Origin of the sequence: Chitinophaga sp. CF118 (genome assembly GCF_900112615.1) — a bacterium.
Classification (GTDB): domain Bacteria; phylum Bacteroidota; class Bacteroidia; order Chitinophagales; family Chitinophagaceae; genus Chitinophaga.
This window is the reverse complement of record NZ_FOMK01000003.1, coordinates 442124-462211: the sequence shown is the minus strand read 5'-3', so window position 1 is coordinate 462211 and position 20088 is coordinate 442124. Positions and strand designations below refer to the sequence as shown.

Annotated in this window: 19 protein-coding genes and 1 tRNA gene; 9 read left to right on the top strand and 11 right to left on the bottom strand. The window is 42.0% G+C overall.

Annotated elements, in window-relative coordinates:
- Positions 1-13: 13 nt before the first annotated feature.
- From BM176_RS14205 to BM176_RS14170, 8 genes are all read right to left on the bottom strand, one after another.
- The gene (locus tag BM176_RS14205; RefSeq protein WP_090104062.1) at positions 14-520 is read right to left on the bottom strand and encodes a transposase; all 507 of its coding nucleotides are present in this window, start codon (positions 518-520) and stop codon (positions 14-16) included.
- Positions 521-531: 11 nt separating this feature from the next.
- Positions 532-999, bottom strand: a complete 468-nt coding sequence (locus BM176_RS14200) for a MarR family winged helix-turn-helix transcriptional regulator (protein WP_090104060.1) — start codon at positions 997-999, stop codon at positions 532-534.
- 416 nt (positions 1000-1415) lie between these two features.
- Entirely contained in the window at positions 1416-2249 is an 834-nt protein-coding gene (locus tag BM176_RS14195; RefSeq protein WP_090104059.1) for a hypothetical protein, read from the bottom strand.
- A gap of 176 nt (positions 2250-2425) precedes the next feature.
- Positions 2426-2908: a cupin domain-containing protein gene (locus BM176_RS14190; protein WP_218162208.1), complete on the bottom strand. Its 483-nt coding sequence runs from the start codon at positions 2906-2908 to the stop codon at positions 2426-2428.
- A gap of 8 nt (positions 2909-2916) precedes the next feature.
- Positions 2917-4587 carry a carboxymuconolactone decarboxylase family protein gene (locus tag BM176_RS14185; RefSeq protein ID WP_090104057.1) on the bottom strand — a complete coding sequence of 557 codons (1671 nt, stop codon included), beginning with the start codon at positions 4585-4587 and terminating at the stop codon, positions 2917-2919.
- Between the two features lie 102 nt (positions 4588-4689).
- Complete coding sequence (locus tag BM176_RS14180) at positions 4690-5811, bottom strand: alpha/beta hydrolase (protein ID WP_218162207.1); 1122 nt, start codon at positions 5809-5811, stop codon at positions 4690-4692.
- Positions 5812-5847: 36 nt separating this feature from the next.
- The gene (locus BM176_RS14175) at positions 5848-6306 is read right to left on the bottom strand and encodes a nuclear transport factor 2 family protein (RefSeq protein WP_090104053.1); all 459 of its coding nucleotides are present in this window, start codon (positions 6304-6306) and stop codon (positions 5848-5850) included.
- 66 nt (positions 6307-6372) lie between these two features.
- Positions 6373-7224, bottom strand: a complete 852-nt coding sequence (locus BM176_RS14170; RefSeq protein WP_090104051.1) for an aldo/keto reductase — start codon at positions 7222-7224, stop codon at positions 6373-6375.
- A 254-nt stretch (positions 7225-7478) separates the two neighbouring features.
- On the opposite strand from BM176_RS14170, the gene BM176_RS14165 reads away from it, so the two are divergent.
- A complete protein-coding gene (locus BM176_RS14165) occupies positions 7479-8375 on the top strand; it encodes a helix-turn-helix domain-containing protein (RefSeq protein WP_090104048.1) in 897 nt (298 codons plus the stop codon).
- A 186-nt stretch (positions 8376-8561) separates the two neighbouring features.
- Positions 8562-9194: a class I SAM-dependent methyltransferase gene (locus BM176_RS14160; RefSeq protein WP_143097803.1), complete on the top strand. Its 633-nt coding sequence runs from the start codon at positions 8562-8564 to the stop codon at positions 9192-9194.
- A gap of 135 nt (positions 9195-9329) precedes the next feature.
- Here BM176_RS14160 and BM176_RS14155 read toward each other — a convergent pair whose 3' ends face one another.
- Complete coding sequence (locus BM176_RS14155) at positions 9330-9671, bottom strand: winged helix-turn-helix transcriptional regulator (RefSeq protein WP_090104044.1); 342 nt, start codon at positions 9669-9671, stop codon at positions 9330-9332.
- 75 nt (positions 9672-9746) lie between these two features.
- Here BM176_RS14155 and BM176_RS14150 point away from each other — a divergent pair, with 75 nt between their 5' ends.
- Positions 9747-10613, top strand: coding sequence for an SDR family NAD(P)-dependent oxidoreductase (locus tag BM176_RS14150; protein ID WP_090104043.1), 867 nt, complete (start codon positions 9747-9749; stop codon positions 10611-10613).
- 92 nt (positions 10614-10705) lie between these two features.
- On the opposite strand, the gene BM176_RS14145 is transcribed toward BM176_RS14150, so the two are convergent.
- A tRNA-Lys gene (locus BM176_RS14145) sits at positions 10706-10778 on the bottom strand.
- 219 nt (positions 10779-10997) lie between these two features.
- Here BM176_RS14145 and BM176_RS14140 point away from each other — a divergent pair.
- The 4 genes from BM176_RS14140 (at position 10998) to BM176_RS14125 (ending at position 16131) form a co-directional block, all read left to right on the top strand.
- Positions 10998-11195, top strand: coding sequence for a hypothetical protein (locus tag BM176_RS14140; protein WP_143097802.1), 198 nt, complete (start codon positions 10998-11000; stop codon positions 11193-11195).
- A gap of 214 nt (positions 11196-11409) precedes the next feature.
- A complete protein-coding gene (locus tag BM176_RS14135; protein ID WP_090104039.1) occupies positions 11410-12237 on the top strand; it encodes an SAM hydrolase/SAM-dependent halogenase family protein in 828 nt (275 codons plus the stop codon).
- Between the two features lie 203 nt (positions 12238-12440).
- Positions 12441-15644, top strand: a complete 3204-nt coding sequence (locus BM176_RS14130) for a glycosyltransferase family 117 protein (RefSeq protein WP_090104037.1) — start codon at positions 12441-12443, stop codon at positions 15642-15644.
- 64 nt (positions 15645-15708) lie between these two features.
- Positions 15709-16131, top strand: coding sequence for a hypothetical protein (locus tag BM176_RS14125; RefSeq protein ID WP_090104035.1), 423 nt, complete (start codon positions 15709-15711; stop codon positions 16129-16131).
- A gap of 85 nt (positions 16132-16216) precedes the next feature.
- Here the strand turns inward: BM176_RS14125 and BM176_RS14120 are convergent, their stop codons facing one another.
- Positions 16217-17056, bottom strand: coding sequence for a sugar phosphate isomerase/epimerase family protein (locus BM176_RS14120; protein ID WP_090104033.1), 840 nt, complete (start codon positions 17054-17056; stop codon positions 16217-16219).
- 249 nt (positions 17057-17305) lie between these two features.
- Between BM176_RS14120 and BM176_RS14115 the strand changes: the two genes are divergently transcribed.
- On the top strand, positions 17306-18400 hold the full coding sequence (locus BM176_RS14115) for a vWA domain-containing protein (RefSeq protein ID WP_090104031.1): 1095 nt from the start codon (positions 17306-17308) through the stop codon (positions 18398-18400).
- 116 nt (positions 18401-18516) lie between these two features.
- Complete coding sequence (locus BM176_RS14110; RefSeq protein ID WP_090104029.1) at positions 18517-20013, top strand: sigma 54-interacting transcriptional regulator; 1497 nt, start codon at positions 18517-18519, stop codon at positions 20011-20013.
- Positions 20014-20088: the final 75 nt, after the last annotated feature.

The following is a 20088-nucleotide window of genomic DNA, read 5'->3' as shown; positions in this document are numbered from 1 at the left end:
TTCGGTTCGGCATCTACTTAAATTTCAAGTTTATAATCTTTAAGCATAAGGGAATTAGCCCAATGGAAACTGCAATGAAAATCCCAACTCTTATATAGTTCAATGTTCGCCAGAGTGTTACCCTATTTAGCAAATCCGTTCCACTATTTGTTGTATTCGCAATATTTTGAAACTCAATAATGTTTGGTGCAAAGTAAGCAAGGGTCCAAACTCTAACAGCAAAATGTATGGCAAACAATATTAAAAGCCAATTTCTGATGGGGTCTAATTTCCAACAAAAAATGATTGCAAGTATGAATGTTATTTCATGAATAGAATGTAATACTATCCAAAATACTTTAAAGTCAAGTTTGTATTTGCCCTGGAACATATGGAACGATTCTGGCGGGGATGCCGTCCATTTTGGTACTATAATGGCTGTTTCAAAAATCTGGGCACCATTCATTAAGAAATATAAAAGTGTAGTGATAAAAAGCCAGGTTGTACCCCTTGACAAATATTCGTTAGCAAAGTTTTCCATTTCGGCAGGGTTTATTTTTTGTTTAATTTATCGGTTACGTCATTCATTATTTCAGTTGCTGAAGAGAAATATTTTTCAATTATTTGAATTTCCTTTTCAGAAAATGACGAAATAAGGTTTGTTGTCTTTTCTTGTAATTCTGCAAAAATGGGTTCTAAAAGTTTCATTGTATTTTGAATATTTGGAACAATGATTACTTTTCGTCTGTCATCTTTGTCAAACTGTCTTTTAACTAATTTTTTCTTTTCAAGTCTGTCGACCAGGCCGGTGACAGCTCCTGTAGTTAACCCTGTCAATTGAGATAATTCTCCGGCTGTGATTTCTCCTTTCTCAATAAGTAAGCCTAAATACTTGTGATCAGTACCTGAAAGTCCGGCTTTTCTTGCAATTGCTTCATGCATCAGTATTGAACTATCAGAATACTGTTTGCTCGTAGTTCTGAAATTCTGAAGCTGCTGACTGTTTACGGCTTTAGTCATATACCAAATATCTTATTTAATAAATATCTTAGCAACAAAGATATTATAATTTTACAGTTTTCCTAATTAATGATTGCGATTGGCTTTTCATTTTAAATTAACGGAGGAGATACATTGAGTTTTAATCCGGGAGTCATAGATGAGGGTTGTATCTTAATGATTTATCAGTCGGAGTACTATGATAGTACTTGTAAGGGTGGAGATAAGGTGGACTTTTAGCAGATTGGGGTTGGGAAAGTGTTATTTATAATAAAAAGCTTCCTAAAGTCACTTTTTCGAGGGGGGAGATACTGATTACAGGCAGCAACCCGGATTAAAATACGGACAAATGTTGTTATGAGACATAGCAATGCCAGCGGAAGGCAGGTTCCACGGTGTAAGTGTCTTATTTTTTATTGTGGTAAATCTATCTTATGCTATCCTTCCGGCAGCGAGCTGAAGGCAACAGGCAGCATAATACCGGAACACCTGGCAGGTTGGATGTATGATGGAATGATCTTGAGTTTGGGAGCTTTGTTACGGTATTTTATTGCTGTACGCAGTTCCACTGGTGGTAGTACAGCAATAATATCCAGTGCAGATCCTTTTCTGTTCCGGCATAGATGCAGCTGACCATTCACCTCATAACAAGAATGTATTTCCAGCATAATGAGGGTAAGATCTTTTCTATCGGGATTTAATGTAAGCGTAGGTAGGATCTGTTTTTCCCCGCATCTGATCACTACCGTTTCGCTTGCCAGCTGACGGCTTGTTTGCTGTGCGAAATTGACTGACAGTGCTATCGCTTTTATTATGATATGGGTTGCTTTGTTATTGCTGATGACGGTTTCCGGGAATGAAATGCCGATATCTCCATTATTATTATTAATAATAGGGTTGCCTGCTAAAAGGTGCTCAATACCGGTATGACTGTTAAACCGAAACCCACGTAAAGATTGCATATTAGCGGCTACCGGCACACGCAGACCGGCTTTGTGACTGTCATCGGCACGAACTACCTCACCTAATGTTTTATTCAGGCGGTTAGTCAATGAACTATCGTAACAATGCAGCAGGTATTCACTCAGTGCATGGCGAATAAGCTTACCGGCTTTACTGGCGGTTCCAAAATCCCTTGCAGCTCTTTTGGTAGCAGACGTTTGCCTCACGATAGCGGGAGCGCTGCGCAATAAATATTCTTTTTTATTCCGGTAACCGATCACATTTCCCAATTTACCGGTGAATTTGAGCAGGCTTTCCTGTCTGGCCATGATACTATATTTTGAGTAATCTTAAATTACTAAAAATCTGTGATTCTGACAAAATCAGGAGACTAGATCCAGAGCCAAACCATTAAATCCTTACAAATTCAATCTCCAGCAACGAATGATAAAAAGGGAATCTATTATCACCCATTGCCATGATAAAGGTCAGTATTCCGGCAGTTTTAATGGGGTCCATTATTATATTCGGCATCTGTGACAGGTACTAACCATACCACTGAGCCCTTTTCTGTGTTTGGGCCAATAGCGATATGACTAACACCACTATCTGAACTTGCGCCATGCCAGTGAACTGTATTAGGCGAACATGTTATAACATCACCTTTGCGAATTATGCGCTTTGGCTTGTCTTTTTCCTGATAATAGCCTTTACCGCTTGTTATCAGTAATATTTGTCCCCCTGGATGCGAATGCCAATTACTTCTTGCCCCGGGCTGAAAGGTGACATTTCCAATCTGAGTATCATAGATGGTATCAGACTCCACCAGCATTTGTAAATAGGCCGTGCCGGTGAAATATTTACTAATAAGCCTATCTCCTTTCGGAAATATGACCTTAGAATTCTCACCACGTTCACCTTCTAAATTATTGCAAGAATAGAGAGCAGTGGTCATCAGTAAGAATATTGCTCCAATAAGCCGGTTCATGATTACTTCTATTTAAGATATTGTCTAAAGAACTCAGTCATTTTGTTAACCGCTTGAGATACGTATCCAGGTTTGTCGTACATATCAATGTGGGAAGCTCCAACGACCTCAAACAGCTGTTTAGGCTCAGCGGCTCTTGCAAAAGCATCATCACTGAAATAGCGTGAATCAGCTTCTTTACCAACGATCAGCAACAAGGGACGTGGAGAAATTAATTCAACGTGATCAATAGCTGAGAAATTCATGAGCTTGTCGAGGCTGGTAAACACATATTTATTCTGAGAATTAGGGTGCTGTCCCCGCGGAGTCCTGTAGTATTCATAACCCTCCTTATACATACCTGTTGCACCCGCTGGAATTTCCCCGGGCGAATTGAAAACATAATTAGTGTACTTAACCGGTTCTCCATTGGCTTCTTTCGTACGCTGTTTTCCCACCTCATCCAAACGCTGTTGAATTTGCGACTTTAAAACACCTGCAAGACCTTCCCGGCGAAGTTGTCCCAGATCGACCATACTTATAGTTGCCACCGCTTTTAATCGATGTTCTGTCTCTGCCGCTTTGATAGCAAACCCACCGCCTGCACAAATTCCCAGGACACCAATACTATTCTCATCGACTGACGGGTGTGTACTCAAATAGTCAGTTGCTGCGCGAAAGTCTTCCACACGTACCGCCGGATCTTCCAGGAACCTCGGCTCACCACCACTTTCCCCCTGGTAGGAAGCATCAAACGCCAAAGTAATAAATCCCTGTTCGGCAAGTTTCTGCGCATATATACCAGCCGTCTGTTCTTTTACACCACCTGCAGGGTGGCCGATCAGAATAGCAGGATATTTCTTGCCTTTCTCAAAATCCCCGGGAAAAAACAAGTTCCCCACAACAGCTATATTACGATTCGGAAAAGTAACCTTCCTGACAGTAACACCATTTGCTGTTGCTATCGCCCGATTATCTTGCGATTTAAACATATCGTCCAAATATCCCGATACCATATTACCCTGTTGCCAGCCAACTTTTGTTGCGATAATAAAAGCAATAGCCCGTAACTGTAGCTCGCTAAGTCCGACGTTTCTGCCCACGTTCAGGTGTGATCTCAATTGGCCTTCAACACCACTAATACTTGCCAGCGCGGAAATGGTCGCAATCTCACGGTTTTCATAATCCAGAATATCCCTGCTAAACACATCAGCAAAAAGATGTTCCTTCAAAAAAGTATCAATGACCGGAACGAATTTTTGTGCTGAACCCGTTGCCGTTGAGCCTGTTAATTTAGTCTGCACAGCTTTACCATACTCAAACTTTGAAGGTTTAAAACTAGCGGGCGATGATTCTTTTCCATCAGCATCATTTATACCTTTCTCTTTACGCTCTTTAACAACTCCTTCCAGCGTGTTGATAGCATTCAGGCTACGTGGAAATCCGGCATAGGCATATAACTGAATCAGTACCTCTTTAATCTCATTGACGCTCAATCCCGCATCCAGTCCACTAATTAACGCCGTTTTTAAATATGCCTGCTCGCCATTAGCAGTAAATGCCGCAATGGATACAATGCTCTCCTGTTTTGCAGTAAACGCTTTGCCGCTGCTGTCTTGTTGTTGCCCATACGCCATAGCACAAATATTACCAGTAGCAATCAGTAACATCGTAATCAATTTTCTATTGAATAATTTCATCTACAAATCATTTTAGTTCTCAACGATTTTATCACTTCAGTTTCTACTTCAACAGTTCAATCTCCCATTATCACCAATAGCTTGCCGTAGTTTAACAAGTACTTAGTCAAGCCCCTTATCTTTTAAAAACTTCGACAGCAGATCTGCGATTTGAACATTATTCAAATCAGAAAATGGAAAATGAGTGTTGCCGTGTATGCCTATTTCCGGAAGATGAACGAGGATAACATCACCACCATGCCTGTTCACTACATCCCTCCATTTCCTGGCCACTTCCAGAAATGCACGCCATTGCTCCTGACCAGGATTGGTACTTGGGCTGCTGGGTATATTGTCACCATAATATATCGCTATAGGTATCTTTGTGAGTTTTTGAAACTCTGACATTGGAATAGTTGGCGGTTTAATGGTACGCCCTCCCAGCACAATAGAATCTGGTGTTTCCCCTTCAGGGAAAACAAAATCACCCCCCGGCTCATAAGATACTATGGCTTTAATGTTAGCATTCTTTAACGCGGTACGCCAGCCTAAACCTCCGCTTTGGGAGTGGGTAACCAAAATGCCAGGCCCGATCTTATCGAACAGCGCCGATACCGCATTTGTATTCACATCAACATTGTATGGCCCGGTGTTAGGCGCGCCCTGGCGGAAAAACTGATTTAAGGCCTCCGGGTCTTTAGAGAATTGCACACCGGGATAAAAGTCGGGCCATACCCCAAACCGGAAGATGCCAAACCACAACTGATCATCCGGTGCAGGCACCAGATTTACAGGCTCTGTACTCCGGCCACCATGCCCGCGCCGGGGCTGGTCGATCAGGTAAACCGGAAACCTGCGCCGCAGGAATATCGTCTGGAATCCTTCCCGTCCGTCAGGCGTCGTTTCCCAGGTCCTGGTAAACTGTCCGTGACCATGCCAGAATACCAGCGGCAGTTTTCTCGGGTTCACTGGAACCTGATAAAATACATAGGCGTGATCTCCATGTAAAGTCTGTCCCTCTGTAGGTGGATTAACCGGTTGGTAAGCGCCATGTTTAACCGGATCAAAAGTACCCGGTTTGGTGATCACTGTTCCTCCCGCCGCAAAGCTGCCTTGCTGCTGAATCATCAGCGCCCCCCCTCCTGCAATCTGCTTCTGTGTAGCACAGCCGCTAATGATTCCCGAGGCAGCAATCAGCAGCCCGAGAATGTTCATCCTTAGGTTGGTTTTCTCTGTTCTATACATATCTGGCGTTTTAGAGTATTCCTTCCGGTAACAAGGCTATTGACTGAGTAACCGGGTGAAAGAAAGCGATCCTAAGGACCATTTGTCACCTTGCCACACATACACCTCCGTAACCTGGAAAGGGTTGATTACCTCATTACCACCAACAATTGCTGTTAAACGAATTCTGTTCAGCAGGATAGCCGTATTCTCAATGAACCGCACTGAAGTTTCCAGAATTTCCGCATGCTTGTATTGGATGCCCCCACTTTTGATGGTACCCATTTCCTGTTCTTTATTCATGGTCCCGCCCATATGAACAAAGACAGCCTTTTCATTAAAAAGTGCATCAAGAGAATCTGTTTGCCGGTCAGCCATCCATTGCCACTTTGTTTTAGACAGGTCAATGATCTCTTGTTCCGAATGCTGACTGGCAACAGCGGATTTCTTTGTTTGTGCGCTCAACAGCTGAACACTCATGATCAATAAAAACAGTCCGATAATAGGTACTCTCATAATTGTATTTTAGGTTTTTAGCATTTTGAATTCATTTGCTGATCTTAATTGTTCTTATTTACAGGATTAATTCCCAAGCTTTCTTTCACCCAGCCATTTCACCATTGCCGGGTCGCGGTGATCAAAGAAACTGCTCGTTTTTGTATCAAGCGTTTTAATTGCTTCCATATCTTCAGTGGTCAGCTCAAAATCAAAAATGTTAAAGTTCTCTTCCATGCGTTCCATGCGTACCGATTTGGGGATAGCCACCACACCACGTTGCGTAAGCCAGCGAAGGATCACCTGGGCAATAGATTTTTTGTATTTGCTGCCAATAGCGAGCAGTATCTTGTTTAAAAAAATGTCGTTCTTCCCTTCAGCAAATGGCCCCCATGATTCAATCTGCACCTTATTCTCTGACAAGAACTGCTGTGCCTCCAATTGCTGATGGAAGGGATGTGTCTCAATCTGGTTTACAGCCGGAACAATATCATTGTGAATGATCAGGTCAATCAGCCTATCGGGCTGGAAATTGCTTACTCCAATTGCCCTTACTTTCCCTTCCCTATATAGATCTTCCATTGCCCGCCATTCACCATACACGTCACCAAAGGGCTGATGTATGAGGTATAAATCAAGATAATTCAATTGTAGTTTTTTCAATGATGCTTCAAAAGCCGCTTTGGTACCTTCATAACCATTTGACTGTATCCAGAGCTTAGTGGTAATAAACAATTCTTCTCTTGCAATGCCACTGCGTTTAATCGCTTTACCCACCGCTTCCTCATTCATGTAAGAGGCAGCAGTGTCTATCAAACGATAGCCCGTTCCAATTGCATCCAATACACTTCTTTCACAATCTGCCAGATCAGTTACCTGGAACACACCAAATCCCAAAATGGGCATTTCAACTCCGTTGTTTAATTTAACTGTTTGCATATCTCTCTTAACGTTTTAAAAATCCTTGTACTTTCAGCTATCCAGCAAACTGGTTTATCTCTCCCTTTCTCATGCCAGAGCCGAGTCTGCCGTTGGCCAATAACGATGTTTGAGTTATTTTCACAAAAGTAGAACTGCAAATGAGCGCATTGGTAGACAGATTCCTGCTTTTACTACCACTATTACCGAATGATCGGCGAGTTAACCTAAGCGCTACTATTATGCTTAAATTTGAATGAGCAAACGCGATTGTTATGGATAAGGTATATAACTTTAAGTCTATTAATGAATACAATGCATTCAATAACCATGAGACCATGCATCCCCTGGTAAGCGTGATCGATTTTTCGAAGGCAAAGGAAAGAACAGGGGCTAAAATGAACTTTGAGCTTTACTGTATTTTTTTAAAAGATGTAAAGTGTGGCGATTTAAAATATGGCCGTCAGTATTATGACTACCAGGAAGGCACACTGGTTTTTATTTCACCCGGACAGGTAATTGACGTAGAAAATAAGGTGGACTACTACCAACCCTTAGGACATGGTCTGGTATTTCATCCCGATATGCTCCTGGGAACTTCACTCGCAAAGAGTATAGCAGAACACAATTTTTTCAGCTACCATACAAATGAAGCCTTGCACCTCTCTGGCAAAGAGCGTCAACTCGTGCTTGATCTTTTCGAAAAGATTGAAACGGAATTGCAACAATCCGTTGATAAGCACAGTAAGAAGGTGATTGCATCCAGCATCGAGTTACTCTTGAACTACTGCGATCGCTTTTACGACCGTCAATTCATTACCAGAGACACAGTAAATAAAGGTGTATTGGAGAAATTCGAAGAATTATTAAATGGTTACTTTACTTCCGAGAAGCCATATTCTATTGGACTGCCAAGTGTGGCTTATTGTGCCGAGGAACTACATTTTTCAGCAAAATATTTTGGTGATCTGATCAAGAAAGAAACAGGGAAATCTGCTCAGGAATACATTCAGAACAAGATCATTGACGTTGCAAAAAATAAGATTTTTGGCAGCGATAAAACAGTGAATGAAATTGCCTATGAGTTGGGGTTCAAGTATCCTCAGCATTTTACCCGCCTGTTTAAAAAGCGTGTTGGTTATACGCCCAATGAGTTCAGATTGCACAATTAGACAGATCCGTTTGTAAGCTTTATAACAAAAAGACCCTGGTAGTTAACCAAGGTCTTTTTGTTATAAATACAGTTTACATTTTAAAATACAATAACTACCTTTGTATAACTGGTAATGTAATTGGTTTTATGCACGTTGCAATATCCAGATAAAATTAGCATTGAGCAGTTAAAACACTTCATGATTATGGATAAAACAAATGCCTGGAACAGAATTCCATTAGAAGATTATGAGCGACATATGCAACATGAGGGTGTGGCTCAAGCACAGTTGTTGAATCATCTGACCAATAAATACCTACAAAAACATAATCCTGAAAGTCCTTTGTTTTTAGGTGTAAGTGGCGGGAATGGATTGGAGCATATTGATATAAACAAGACGAAAATAGTTTACGGTATAGACGTAAACAAATCCTATCTCGAAGAAGCCCAAAAAAGGTTTGGAGAAAAAATCAAACAGTTGGTGCTTGTAAATGCAGATATTTCAACTTCAAAAGAATCTTTCCTAAAAGCGGATTTTGTTTGGGCTGCTTTGATTTTCGAGTATATTGACATTCAAAAAGGTTTTGAATTCATTGCTAATAACATTGGTGAATCTTCTAAGTTGATAATAACAATACAATCTAACAATGGAAACCAATCTGTAAGTCGAACAGAAGTTGAATCAATTAAATATGTGAAGGAGATTTTTAAAATTGTGGACAAAGATAATTTACAAACCAACGCATCAAAGTTTGGGTTTGAATTGATTGGTTCGGAAGAAAACATACTACCAAATGGTAAATCCTTGCTTACCTATGAATTTGAAAGAAAAAAATAATATGCCGGAAAACTAACAGGTTTGGTATACGTATCGTTTTTTTCACGCAGGATTAACCACAAAAGAAATAGCGGCAGCCGGGAATACATTGTTTTCGCCACTGCATTTATACTACCGGATAGGAATGAACGAGTATTATTTTTCCGAAATTTTCCGACGGTGATTTTGGCCCCATTTGATCATTTCATCAACCAGGGGCTTTAGGCTTTTACAGTAAGGAGACACTGTGTATTCCACTGTTTTCGGCGATGCTTCATAAATCGTCCTTATCACCAGTTTGTTTTGCTCCAGATCTTTTAACTCCCTCGACAATACACGGGTGGTGATAGGTGGCACGCTACGCTGTATGTCCCGGAAGCGGTAACAACCCTGGTTCATCGCGATCAATATCGGCAATTTCCACTTACCGCTAATGACAAACAGCGTATCCTGAACGTATTTTATTTTCTGGTCAATTGTCAGTTCTTTATCCTTCATATTGGTATCCTATAGGTTACTGGTATCAAATGTATCATCAATTAACAAATAACTTTGTAGAAAATTGGATGACATATGAACGATAAAATTGTATTAATTACAGGAGCAACAGGTGGAATTGGCAAGGCGGCGGCCATTGCATTGGCAAAATGGGGGTTTACAGTGGTGATACACGGACGCAACCGGCAAAAAACAGAGCAGGTTTGCGAGGAAATAAAAGCCGCAACGGGTAATAACAAAATAGACATGATTGTGGCCAATCTGTTTTCATTAAAAGACGTGCGGAGCATGGCCAATACCTTTAAACAAAAGTATAAACGCCTGGATGTTCTTATTAACAACGCCGGAGGAATTATGGGAAAAGATAGGGAAATAACGACGGATGGAGTTGAAAAGACAATAGCAATAAATCTATTGGCACCCTTTCTTTTGACAGAGCTGTTATTGGACATACTGAAGAACAGTTCTGATGGCCGCATCATCAATGTTTCATCCAATTCGCACAAGTTGAATGCAAAACCAGACTTTGACGACTTATCATTGAAAAAAGGATATAACCCATTAAGGGCTTACGGAAATTCCAAACTGTTTTTGATATGGATTACCCAACACCTCAGCCAAGTATTAAATCAGCAAGGGATCAAAAACATAACTGTAAACACTCTTCATCCCGGAGCAGTGGCAACAAACTTTGGTGTTGAAAGTAATCTTGGTGCTGTGCTCAATTTTATTGTAAAACTGACAAGGCCATTATTCAAAACGCCGGAGCAAGGCGCGGACACAATTGTTTATTTAGCCACATCGAGCGAAGTAAGCAATTGCAGCGGAAAGTATTTTGTGAACAGAAAGCAGGCAAGCATAGCAGAGAAGTACTATTCTGAAAAAAATGAAAAAGCCGTTTGGGAATATTGTAAGGAAAATACGAAAGCGTTCACAAATTAAATGATTTGGATATCGCAATTATGGGATCAAACATACACAACTACACATAAATGAAAAAAAGCCGCGAGTAATCGCGACTTTTTTGTTTGGTGTGATCCCGCTGGGACTCGGACCCAGGACCCATACATTAAAAGTGTATTGCTCTACCAACTGAGCTACGGAATCATTCGCTTCTCTATCAAAGCGGGTGCAAAAATAGTAATTATTTTATTTACTCCAAGTTTTTAGAAACTTTTTTTCAAACAACTTTATAAATACTTGTATCCCCCTCCCATTTTTGTGATGTTATTCTGCCTCCAGGGTTTCCCAGGAACATTGCTGATTGAGAATTTACATACAGGCATTAACGTAATATGTGTATGTCCGGGTTTCACTACATCCAGTATGCGCAATACAGCTCTCAGCGAGCAGAAAAAACACTGCCGGACGAAAACTATAACACAGGAAATATTGAAAACCATTGTTAAACGGGAACGTATTTTAGTGCTAACAGGCCAGGGTAAGCTGGCTGTGCGGCCTGGGATTACAGATGGTTTAGTCTATAATCCCTTCAAAAAAGAACCGGAATCCCCCCTGAAATAATTCTTATTACCGGACGCAGAATGCTTCATAAAGTGTTCTGCATTCGGGTTTTATACGTAACGTATTAGCCATCAGCTACTTTATAGTTATTCACATCTGAACAATTATTTCCCTGCCAGCACGCGGCAGCATGCAGATTTTATCTTTCTTTGCAATAATATTTAAAGCAAATCCCCAATGGCATTCTTTTTGGGTATTAGGAATTTATCTTTGCATGTCCATTATTACACTAACATCTGACATAGGATTACAGGATTACCTGGTAGGCGCTATCAAAGGGCAGCTGTGGCAACACTGTCCCGGAGCGCAGGTAATGGACATCACCCATCAGATCTCTCCTTTCAACCTGCCACAGGCAACATACATCTGCAAAGGAGCATTTGCATACTTTCCTCCCAAAGCGTTCCATATAGTGCTAATCAATCTCTTTGACCGTAAAGCAGACTATGTGTTGCTTGCAGAACATAATGGGCAATATATTGCCTGTGCTGATAACGGATTGACCACCATGATCGCCGACGGAATGCCTTTAAGGGTGGTAAAGCTGCCATTGGACAAACAATATCCCAAAGATACCTTCAGCATCATTAAACGTTTTGCACAGGCCTATCAGGAGTTGCAAAAGGGGAAAGACCTGGCTGAACTGGGAGCGCCTGCCACTGACTATATCGTTAAAAACAACCTGCAGCCTATGACCGGCCAGGATTATATTGACGGTCAGATCATCCACATAGACAATTTTGAGAACGTAGTAGTAAACATTACCCGGAAACAATTTGACGAACAACGTCAGAACAGGCCATTCTCTATCTACTTCCGCAGGGATGAGGTAATCACCCAGATCGTGGATACCTATGCTGATGTGCCGGAAGGACATAAACTGGCACTGTTTAACGCGGCCGGTTATCTCGAAATAGCCATTAATAAAGGAAATGCGGCCGGCCTTTTTGGTTTGCAGGGCTTTGACCGTGATCAGTTGACCAGCAGTTCTGGCTATCAGCAACTCTCCTTTTACCAGACAGTCCGGGTCATCTTTGGCTAAGAACTTCTACAGATTGCCAAAAAATGGCCTTATACACCCTTATATGATCGACGGAAAGTAAATACAACTGACTGACCTCCAAAGCATTTACAAAATCTCTTAAAAAGAAGAAAAATAACTTATTAAAGAAAAAGTTAAAACTGTTATCCTTAATTATCATAATTTGCCACTTTTTCTATTTTTGTCGGACCTAAAACATCTCTATGAATTTTAAAAGGACCAACAACATTGTGGGTTGGGTTATTTGTATCATCGCCTGCACTGTCTATCTGATGACTATGGAGGCTACCGGCAGCTTGTGGGACTGCGGCGAATTCATTTCCAGTGCCTACAAAGTGCAGGTACCCCACCCACCGGGAGCGCCCTTGTTCGTGCTGTTGGGTAGGTTGTTTACTATGTTCCTTGAGCCATCACAGGCTGCATTAGGCGTTAACGCTATGTCTGCCCTGGCCAGTGGTTTTACTATTCTATTCCTTTTCTGGACCATCACTCACTTTGCCCGTCGCCTGATGGTAAAGAACGGTGAACCCATCTCCGGCGAGAAAATGATCGCTATTATGGGTTCCGGGGTTGTTGGTGCATTGGCTTACACTTTCTCCGATTCATTCTGGTTCTCCGCTGTAGAAGGTGAGGTATACGCTATGTCCTCCTTCTTCACTGCTATTGTGTTCTGGGCCATCCTTAAATGGGAACATGAGGCTGATGAGCCTTATGCAGACCGCTGGATCGTTTTCATCGCATTTATGATGGGACTTTCTATCGGGGTGCACTTACTGAACCTGCTTACCATACCAGCGATGGTAATGGTCTATTATTTCAGACGTTACAAAGTAACTCCAATGGGTACCTTCTGGGCCTTCCTGGTAGGTTGTGGTGTTACAGGAGCGATACAAAAGTTCATTATCCAGGATACTATCAGGTCTTCCGGTTATATGGACGTATTCTTCAAAAATTCCCTGGGCATGCCTTTCTTCACTGGTTTTGCCTTCTACTTTATAGTGCTGGTAGCTCTGCTGCTCTACGGATTGAAAAATCAGAAGTTCAGTATCTATGCTCCTTTGATTCTCGTTGCTTCCGTTATCATTATTCCGGCATTCAATGATGGTGGTGGTGCCGTATTCATGAAATTAATACTGGCCGCTATTGTACTGTTCGTTCCTTACGTATTACGCCTTTTCGGTGTAAAACTAAATACAACCAGTGCCGCCCATTTCACCAAACTTACTATCTACTGCGTACTCTTCCTGTTACTCGGTTACTCAACATACATTACCACCATGGTGAGGTCTACAGCCAATCCTTCCGTGGATATGTACAATGTAGACAACCCGATTTCCCTTGTTGGTTACCTGGGTCGTGAGCAATATGGTGATTTCCCGCTTATTTATGGTCAGGTGTTCACTGCACATCCTACCGAATACAAAGAAGGTGGCAATGTATATGCCCGTGGTAAAGATAAATATGAGGTAGCAGGTAAGAAACAGGAACCAGTATACGCTGCTGAGGATAAAATGTTATTCCCCCGCGTTTGGGATGGTAGTAACGATCAGGGGCATGCCGACTACTACCGTAACTTCCTCGGATTACAACAGGGTGAAAAACCTTCTTTTGTAGATAACATTAAATTCTTTGTAGGGTACCAGGTAAACTTCATGTATTTCCGCTACTTCATGTGGAACTTTTCCGGAAAACAGAATGATACCCAGGGATATGGTAACGTGCGTGATGGTAACTGGATCACTGGTATCAATTTCATTGATAATATCATTTATGGCGACCAGTCAGCAATGCCTGATAGCTTAAAAAATAACAAAGCGCATAACAAACTCTTCCTGCTGCCTTTCATTTTAGGTATCATCGGTTTGTTATACCACTACAAATATCATCGCAGAGATACACTGGTAGCTGGTCTGCTGTTTTTCTTCACTGGTTTTGCCATCGTCCTGTATCTTAACCAGGCAGGTAACCAGCCACGTGAACGTGACTACGCCTATGTAGGTTCCTTCTATGCTTATGCAATATGGATTGGCCTTGGTGTACTGGCAGTATTCGAATTCATCAAAAAGAAAACGAAACTGTCTGTAGCAGCTCCTATAGCAACATTGGTATGTCTGTTAGCCGTACCGGTACTGATGGGCTTCCAGGAATGGGATGACCATGACCGTTCTACCAAAACAGTTGCCCGCGATGTTGCCAGAGATTACCTGGAATCATGTGCGCCGAATGCGATCCTCTTTACTGTAGGTGATAACGATACTTACCCGCTGTGGTATGCGCAGGAAGTGGAAAATATCCGTCCTGATATACGTGTAATCAACCTTAGTTTACTGGGAGTAGACTGGTACATTGATCAGCAACGTCAGATGGTAAACCAGAGTCCTGGCGTGCCTATGAGCTGGACACCCGATAAATACCGTGGTGAAACCCGTAATTACATCCGCTTCTATGATGCAGGAACTTTCCCTCAGGATAAGTTCTATAACCTGAAAGAAGTAATGGATTTCATGGGAACAGACGATCCTCGTGCCAAGCTGACTACTCAGGATGGTGATACACAGAACTATTTGCCAGCGCAGAAACTGTTCATACCTGTTGACATAGCTGAAGTTATTAAGAGTGGCGCGGTGGACATTCACGACAGTGCAAGAATTTTACCACAACTGCCTTTCCAGATCAACAAGCAATACCTGTTAAAGAATGATCTGGCAGTATATGATATCATTACTGCAAACAACTGGAAACGTCCTATCTACTTTACCAGCCCTACAGACCTTGGTATCAACGACTATCTGCGTATGGATGGTCTTACTTACCACCTGGTACCGCTGAAAAAAGAAGAAAGTAACGATCCGATGGGGGCTGAGAAAAATGTGAACGTTCCATTTATGTACCAGAACCTTATGGGTAAGTTTACATTCGGTGGTGCTAACGTAAATGGCACCTACTTTGACGAACCTAACCGTAAGCTGCTGCAATATGTAAGAAACGCTTACACCCGTTTGGGTACCGCACTGGCTATTGATGGCAAGAAAGATTCAGCACTGGCCGTTCTTAATAAAGCGGATAAGAACCTGCTGGAAAACACCTTCCCTTATGCAATGACCACTCCGGGACAAATGTATAACTACAGCTCTATGCAGACTGTATACGCATACTACCTGGCAGGTGATAAGAAAAAGGCTGATGAGATTGCACAAAAAATCATCAAGGATTGTAACCAGCAGTTGATGTACTACCGTCAGCTGCCTTCATCTAAGCTCACCAGCGATCTACAACGCGACGGGCAAACGGCTGAACAGTTCATTTCCTTGCTGGGACGTATGAAAGCTGATTTCAATGATTCAACACATAATGCTATCCAGGATCAGACACCTGTGATTAGTACCGTAGATGATACTACTAAATAAAAAACTACAGTAATACAAAAAGTCCCGGTTATTTAATTAGCCGGGACTTTTTTATATTTATACTATGAAACCTTTTATAATTGCCTGCTTGTTCTTATACGGCTGTTCATCTCCAGAAATTCAGCTATCCCAACAGGAAAAAGCTTTTGCGGATTCACTGAAAGAAGAATATGAATGTGAGGTAGAAATGAAACACGATAATGATGCTATCGGTGGAAATAAAACAAATGGCACTTTATCGCTGACATTGAAAAACATCAAAGGGCTGAATGTTTGTAAAAAAGATAGTGCTGAATTAAAGGAATTTTCCCGGGAAATAGTAGGAACACTGATTCCTGTACTCTCTCACAAATCAAATTACGCTTCCGTTGTACTGGAGTTTTATAAATCTGAGAATCCTGGTAAGAATGAACGGATGATATGCGACAGGTTTATCATTGTCAGTACCAGAGATACCAGTAAGGCTTCGGTGGAGCTTTGGTATTAGCAGGAATTATCAGATTGCATTTATACTATAAGCCATAAAAAAACTCCTGCTTTCGCAGGAGTTTTTTTTATTGAAAATCAAGTTCTTACAATTTATTCACCTGTGCCCACCAGTACTTCACACATTCTTTCACCTCTGGTACGCTATTGTCCCAATGGTACTCATATTCTACGGAGAACATGCCTTTGAACTGCTGTGCTTTTAACTCAGCCAGTACACCTGCCATATTCGATACACCATTTCCCCATACCACATCATGTGCTTCAGGAGATTTTTCATTCAGATCTTTGAAGTGTGAATGTAATACATGGCCTTTCAGCATTTTAATACATTCAACAGGATCCAGTCCTGAGCGAACCCAATGACCTATATCTGCGCAGGAGCCCATTAGTTTACTACGTCCTTTAATAGCTACCAGTACGCTATCCGGATGCCAGTAGTGACTTGGTTTTGGATGATCGTGGATAGCTACCTTGATCTGGTATTTATCGCATAATTTAGATACGATATCCCAATGTTCGCGTTTAGGCTCTGCAGTGATTACCTGGATGCCCATTGCTTTCGCAAATGTGAATACCTCTATCCACTCTTTTTCATCAGCAGGTGATAATACACCATAAGCTACCAGTTGCTTGTTCTTCTGCTTAAAAAGCGCCTTTACCTTTGCCTGCTTTGCAGCATCCATTTTCCATTCAAAAACACCTTCCAGACCACCACCTAATTTCTGGCCATTATAACATTCTACATAATGAACGCCAACGCTATCCATTTTATCCAGTGCTTCAGCCAGTGTGAACCTGTTAAAAGTATATGCCTGTGCTCCCAGTTTCCAGCCCAGCTTGTCTGCTTTTCCCTGTGCAAAACCTAACGTGGAGACCATCATTGTGCCGGCTAACAACAATGCTTTACTCATGTTTTTAATCATCTGCTATAATTTTTTATTGATAATCTGAAAAGACCATTGCGAAAAATAACAGGTTTCCACGAAGAATGCAAATAAGATGTGATAACCGGAAATTATATAGATAATAATGATATAACATCCGGAATAGGGTCATAAAATCTCACTATAACAATAACTATCAATACTTTATATCTACTGGTTATCCGTATAAAACACCATTGATCACGGGCACTAGTGCATCCCAACTAAATTCATTAATTTAGAACTATTATGAGAGGCATACATTTTTCCAAATTTGAACCCGAGGAGCAAGGAAAATCGCCATTTGAGAAGCTACTGGACGTGTTTACTCAATTGCTTACCTACACCAGCGGCGACGTTAGCGAAGCCCTGCAGTGGCTCACCGAACTCGACAAAGAGTACCAACTTACAGATAAAGATTACGGGATCGGGGATTTTATACAGGAACTTAAAGAAAAAGGATATCTCAAGGAAAACGAAGAAAACGGTACTGTCCAGATTACCGGTAAAACAGAACAGGATATCCGCAAAAGAGCACTGGAAGAAATCTTCGGTAAACTTAAAAAGACCAACGTCGGTAATCACAACATCCGTAAATCCGGACAGGGGGATGAATTGAACGCTGATACCCGTCCGTACCAGTTTGGCGACGCACTGGAACAGATAGATATGACGGCATCTATCCGGAATGCGCAGATCAATCACGGTGTGGAAAGCTTTTCGATTAGTCAGGATGACCTGGAGATCCAGGAAACGGACTTTAAAACACAAACGTCCACAGCCCTGATGATTGATATTTCCCACTCTATGATCCTGTATGGTGAAGATAGGATCACGCCTGCCAAAAAAGTGGCTATGGCGCTGAGTGAACTGATTACCACCCGCTATCCCAAGGATACGCTGGACATCATCGTATTTGGTAACGACGCCTGGCAGATAGAAATCAAAGATCTTCCCTATCTGCAGGTAGGACCTTACCACACCAATACCGTAGCGGGACTGGAGCTGGCAATGGATATCCTTCGCCGGCGACGCAATCCCAACAAACAGATCTTTATGATTACAGACGGTAAACCTACCTGCCTGAAAATCGGTAAAGATTATTACAAGAACAGCTTTGGCCTGGATCGCAAGATCCTGAACCGTACACTGAACCTGGCGGCTCAATGCAAAAAGCTGAAAATACCCATCACTACTTTTATGGTAGCTACAGATCCGTGGTTACAGAAGTTTGTAACGGAATTCACAGAAACAAACAACGGAAAAGCGTTCTTTTCCGGTCTTGATAAACTGGGTCAATTCCTCTTCTTCGATTTCGAGAACGGGAAAAGAAAAACAGTGTGACCGTCGGGATGCTATATAACACCATCCGGCTCTGTCTGGAGCCTCATGTTTGTAGCAACATAAAATATCATCAACAAACCGCTCCATCAAAGAGCGCAAATCCTGCTAATTAGAATATGAATAACATAAGAACGTTAGGCGAACTAAAGAAAAGTGGCTACAAACCCAAATCAGTAAAAGAAGAAATCAGGCATAACCTGGTACAAAAACTACAGAAAAAAGAGAATGCTTTTCCTGGGATCATCGGCTATGAAGATACCGTTATTCCCGATACAGAAAGAGCACTCCTCTCCCGTCATAACATTCTGTTCCTTGGGCTTCGCGGACAAGCTAAAACGCGTATGGCCCGCCAGATGATCACTTTACTGGATGAATTTATTCCTATCGTGGAAGGCTCTGAAGTGAATGATAATCCTTTTGCTCCGCTGTCACGTTACGCGCGTGATATCGTGGCTGAAATGGGTGATAAGACTCCCATTGCCTGGATTCCAAGAGAAGCCCGCTACGGAGAGAAACTGGCTACTCCGGATGTATCCGTGGCTGACCTGGTAGGTGATATCGATCCTATCAAAGCGGCGAACCTGAAGCTCAACTACGCTGATGAAAGAGTGATCCACTTTGGTATCATTCCCCGTTCCAACCGCGGTATTTTCGTGATCAACGAATTACCCGATCTACAGGCCCGCATCCAGGTATCCCTCTTCAACATCCTGCAGGAAGGTGATATCCAGATACGTGGTTTCAAAGTGCGGATGCCGCTGGACATCCTGTTTATATTCACCGCTAATCCGGAAGACTATACAAACCGCGGCTCCATCGTAACACCACTTAAAGACCGTATCGAAAGTCAGATCATCACCCACTACCCAAAGAACGTGGAAAACTCCCTGCTCATTACCGAACAGGAAGCAAATGTGCATGCTGAACAACAGCATATCCACATCAGTGATATGATCAAACGCCTCATAGAACAGGTGGCTTTTGAAGCACGCAGCAGTGAGTATGTAGATAAAAAGAGCGGTGTATCTGCCCGTCTCACCATCGCTGCATATGAGAATGCCGTGAGTGCAGGCGAACGCAGAGCTATCATCAACAAAGAAAAAGATACACATGTACGGATTGCCGATCTCCAGGGTATCATTCCTGCTATTACCGGTAAAATAGAACTGGTATACGAAGGAGAACAGGAAGGGCCGCTACAAGTGGCTGTGAATCTGCTGGATAAAGCCGTACGCAGCGTATTCACCCAGTATTTCCCGAATCCGGATTCCTTTAAGAAACGTAAACAGGTTGCCAACACAGAGAATCCATACCGCACCGTTATCCAATGGTTTGATAAAGGAAATGCTGTACAACTATTGCAGGATGTGAGTGATAAACAGTACGAAACTTCACTGAAAAAAGTAGAAGGACTGAAAGATATAGTGAAAGCAAAGTTCCCTGCTGCGGCCAACAAAGAGCAATTACTGCTGATGGAATTTGTGCTGCACGGTCTTGCCTCCTACTCCCTGATCAGCAAGAAAGTAGTGGAAAACGAAACCCGTTTCAGTGACCTGCTGGGTACAATGATAAACTTCGGTACCGGCACAGAAGAAGAAAACGAAGAATTTTAGTATAAAGAGGCCTAACCCGGAAAGTAACATCAGGATCTTATCTAACTGTAGCTTTCCGGGTTTCACCCTTCCACA

Bases quoted from the DNA above. Each gene is read 5' to 3' on its own strand.
- BM176_RS14205 (WP_090104062.1), bottom strand. From the start codon at position 520: ATGGAAAACTTTGCTAACGAATATTTGTCAAGGGGTACAACCTGGCTT.
- BM176_RS14200 (WP_090104060.1), bottom strand. From the start codon at position 999: ATGACTAAAGCCGTAAACAGTCAGCAGCTTCAGAATTTCAGAACTACG.
- BM176_RS14195 (WP_090104059.1), bottom strand. From the start codon at position 2,249: ATGGCCAGACAGGAAAGCCTGCTCAAATTCACCGGTAAATTGGGAAAT.
- BM176_RS14190 (WP_218162208.1), bottom strand. From the start codon at position 2,908: ATGAACCGGCTTATTGGAGCAATATTCTTACTGATGACCACTGCTCTC.
- BM176_RS14185 (WP_090104057.1), bottom strand. From the start codon at position 4,587: ATGAAATTATTCAATAGAAAATTGATTACGATGTTACTGATTGCTACT.
- BM176_RS14180 (WP_218162207.1), bottom strand. From the start codon at position 5,811: ATGTATAGAACAGAGAAAACCAACCTAAGGATGAACATTCTCGGGCTG.
- BM176_RS14175 (WP_090104053.1), bottom strand. From the start codon at position 6,306: ATGAGAGTACCTATTATCGGACTGTTTTTATTGATCATGAGTGTTCAG.
- BM176_RS14170 (WP_090104051.1), bottom strand. From the start codon at position 7,224: ATGCAAACAGTTAAATTAAACAACGGAGTTGAAATGCCCATTTTGGGA.
- BM176_RS14165 (WP_090104048.1), top strand. From the start codon at position 7,479: ATGGATAAGGTATATAACTTTAAGTCTATTAATGAATACAATGCATTC.
- BM176_RS14160 (WP_143097803.1), top strand. From the start codon at position 8,562: ATGGATAAAACAAATGCCTGGAACAGAATTCCATTAGAAGATTATGAG.
- BM176_RS14155 (WP_090104044.1), bottom strand. From the start codon at position 9,671: ATGAAGGATAAAGAACTGACAATTGACCAGAAAATAAAATACGTTCAG.
- BM176_RS14150 (WP_090104043.1), top strand. From the start codon at position 9,747: ATGAACGATAAAATTGTATTAATTACAGGAGCAACAGGTGGAATTGGC.
- BM176_RS14140 (WP_143097802.1), top strand. From the start codon at position 10,998: ATGCGCAATACAGCTCTCAGCGAGCAGAAAAAACACTGCCGGACGAAA.
- BM176_RS14135 (WP_090104039.1), top strand. From the start codon at position 11,410: ATGTCCATTATTACACTAACATCTGACATAGGATTACAGGATTACCTG.
- BM176_RS14130 (WP_090104037.1), top strand. From the start codon at position 12,441: ATGAATTTTAAAAGGACCAACAACATTGTGGGTTGGGTTATTTGTATC.
- BM176_RS14125 (WP_090104035.1), top strand. From the start codon at position 15,709: ATGAAACCTTTTATAATTGCCTGCTTGTTCTTATACGGCTGTTCATCT.
- BM176_RS14120 (WP_090104033.1), bottom strand. From the start codon at position 17,056: ATGATTAAAAACATGAGTAAAGCATTGTTGTTAGCCGGCACAATGATG.
- BM176_RS14115 (WP_090104031.1), top strand. From the start codon at position 17,306: ATGAGAGGCATACATTTTTCCAAATTTGAACCCGAGGAGCAAGGAAAA.
- BM176_RS14110 (WP_090104029.1), top strand. From the start codon at position 18,517: ATGAATAACATAAGAACGTTAGGCGAACTAAAGAAAAGTGGCTACAAA.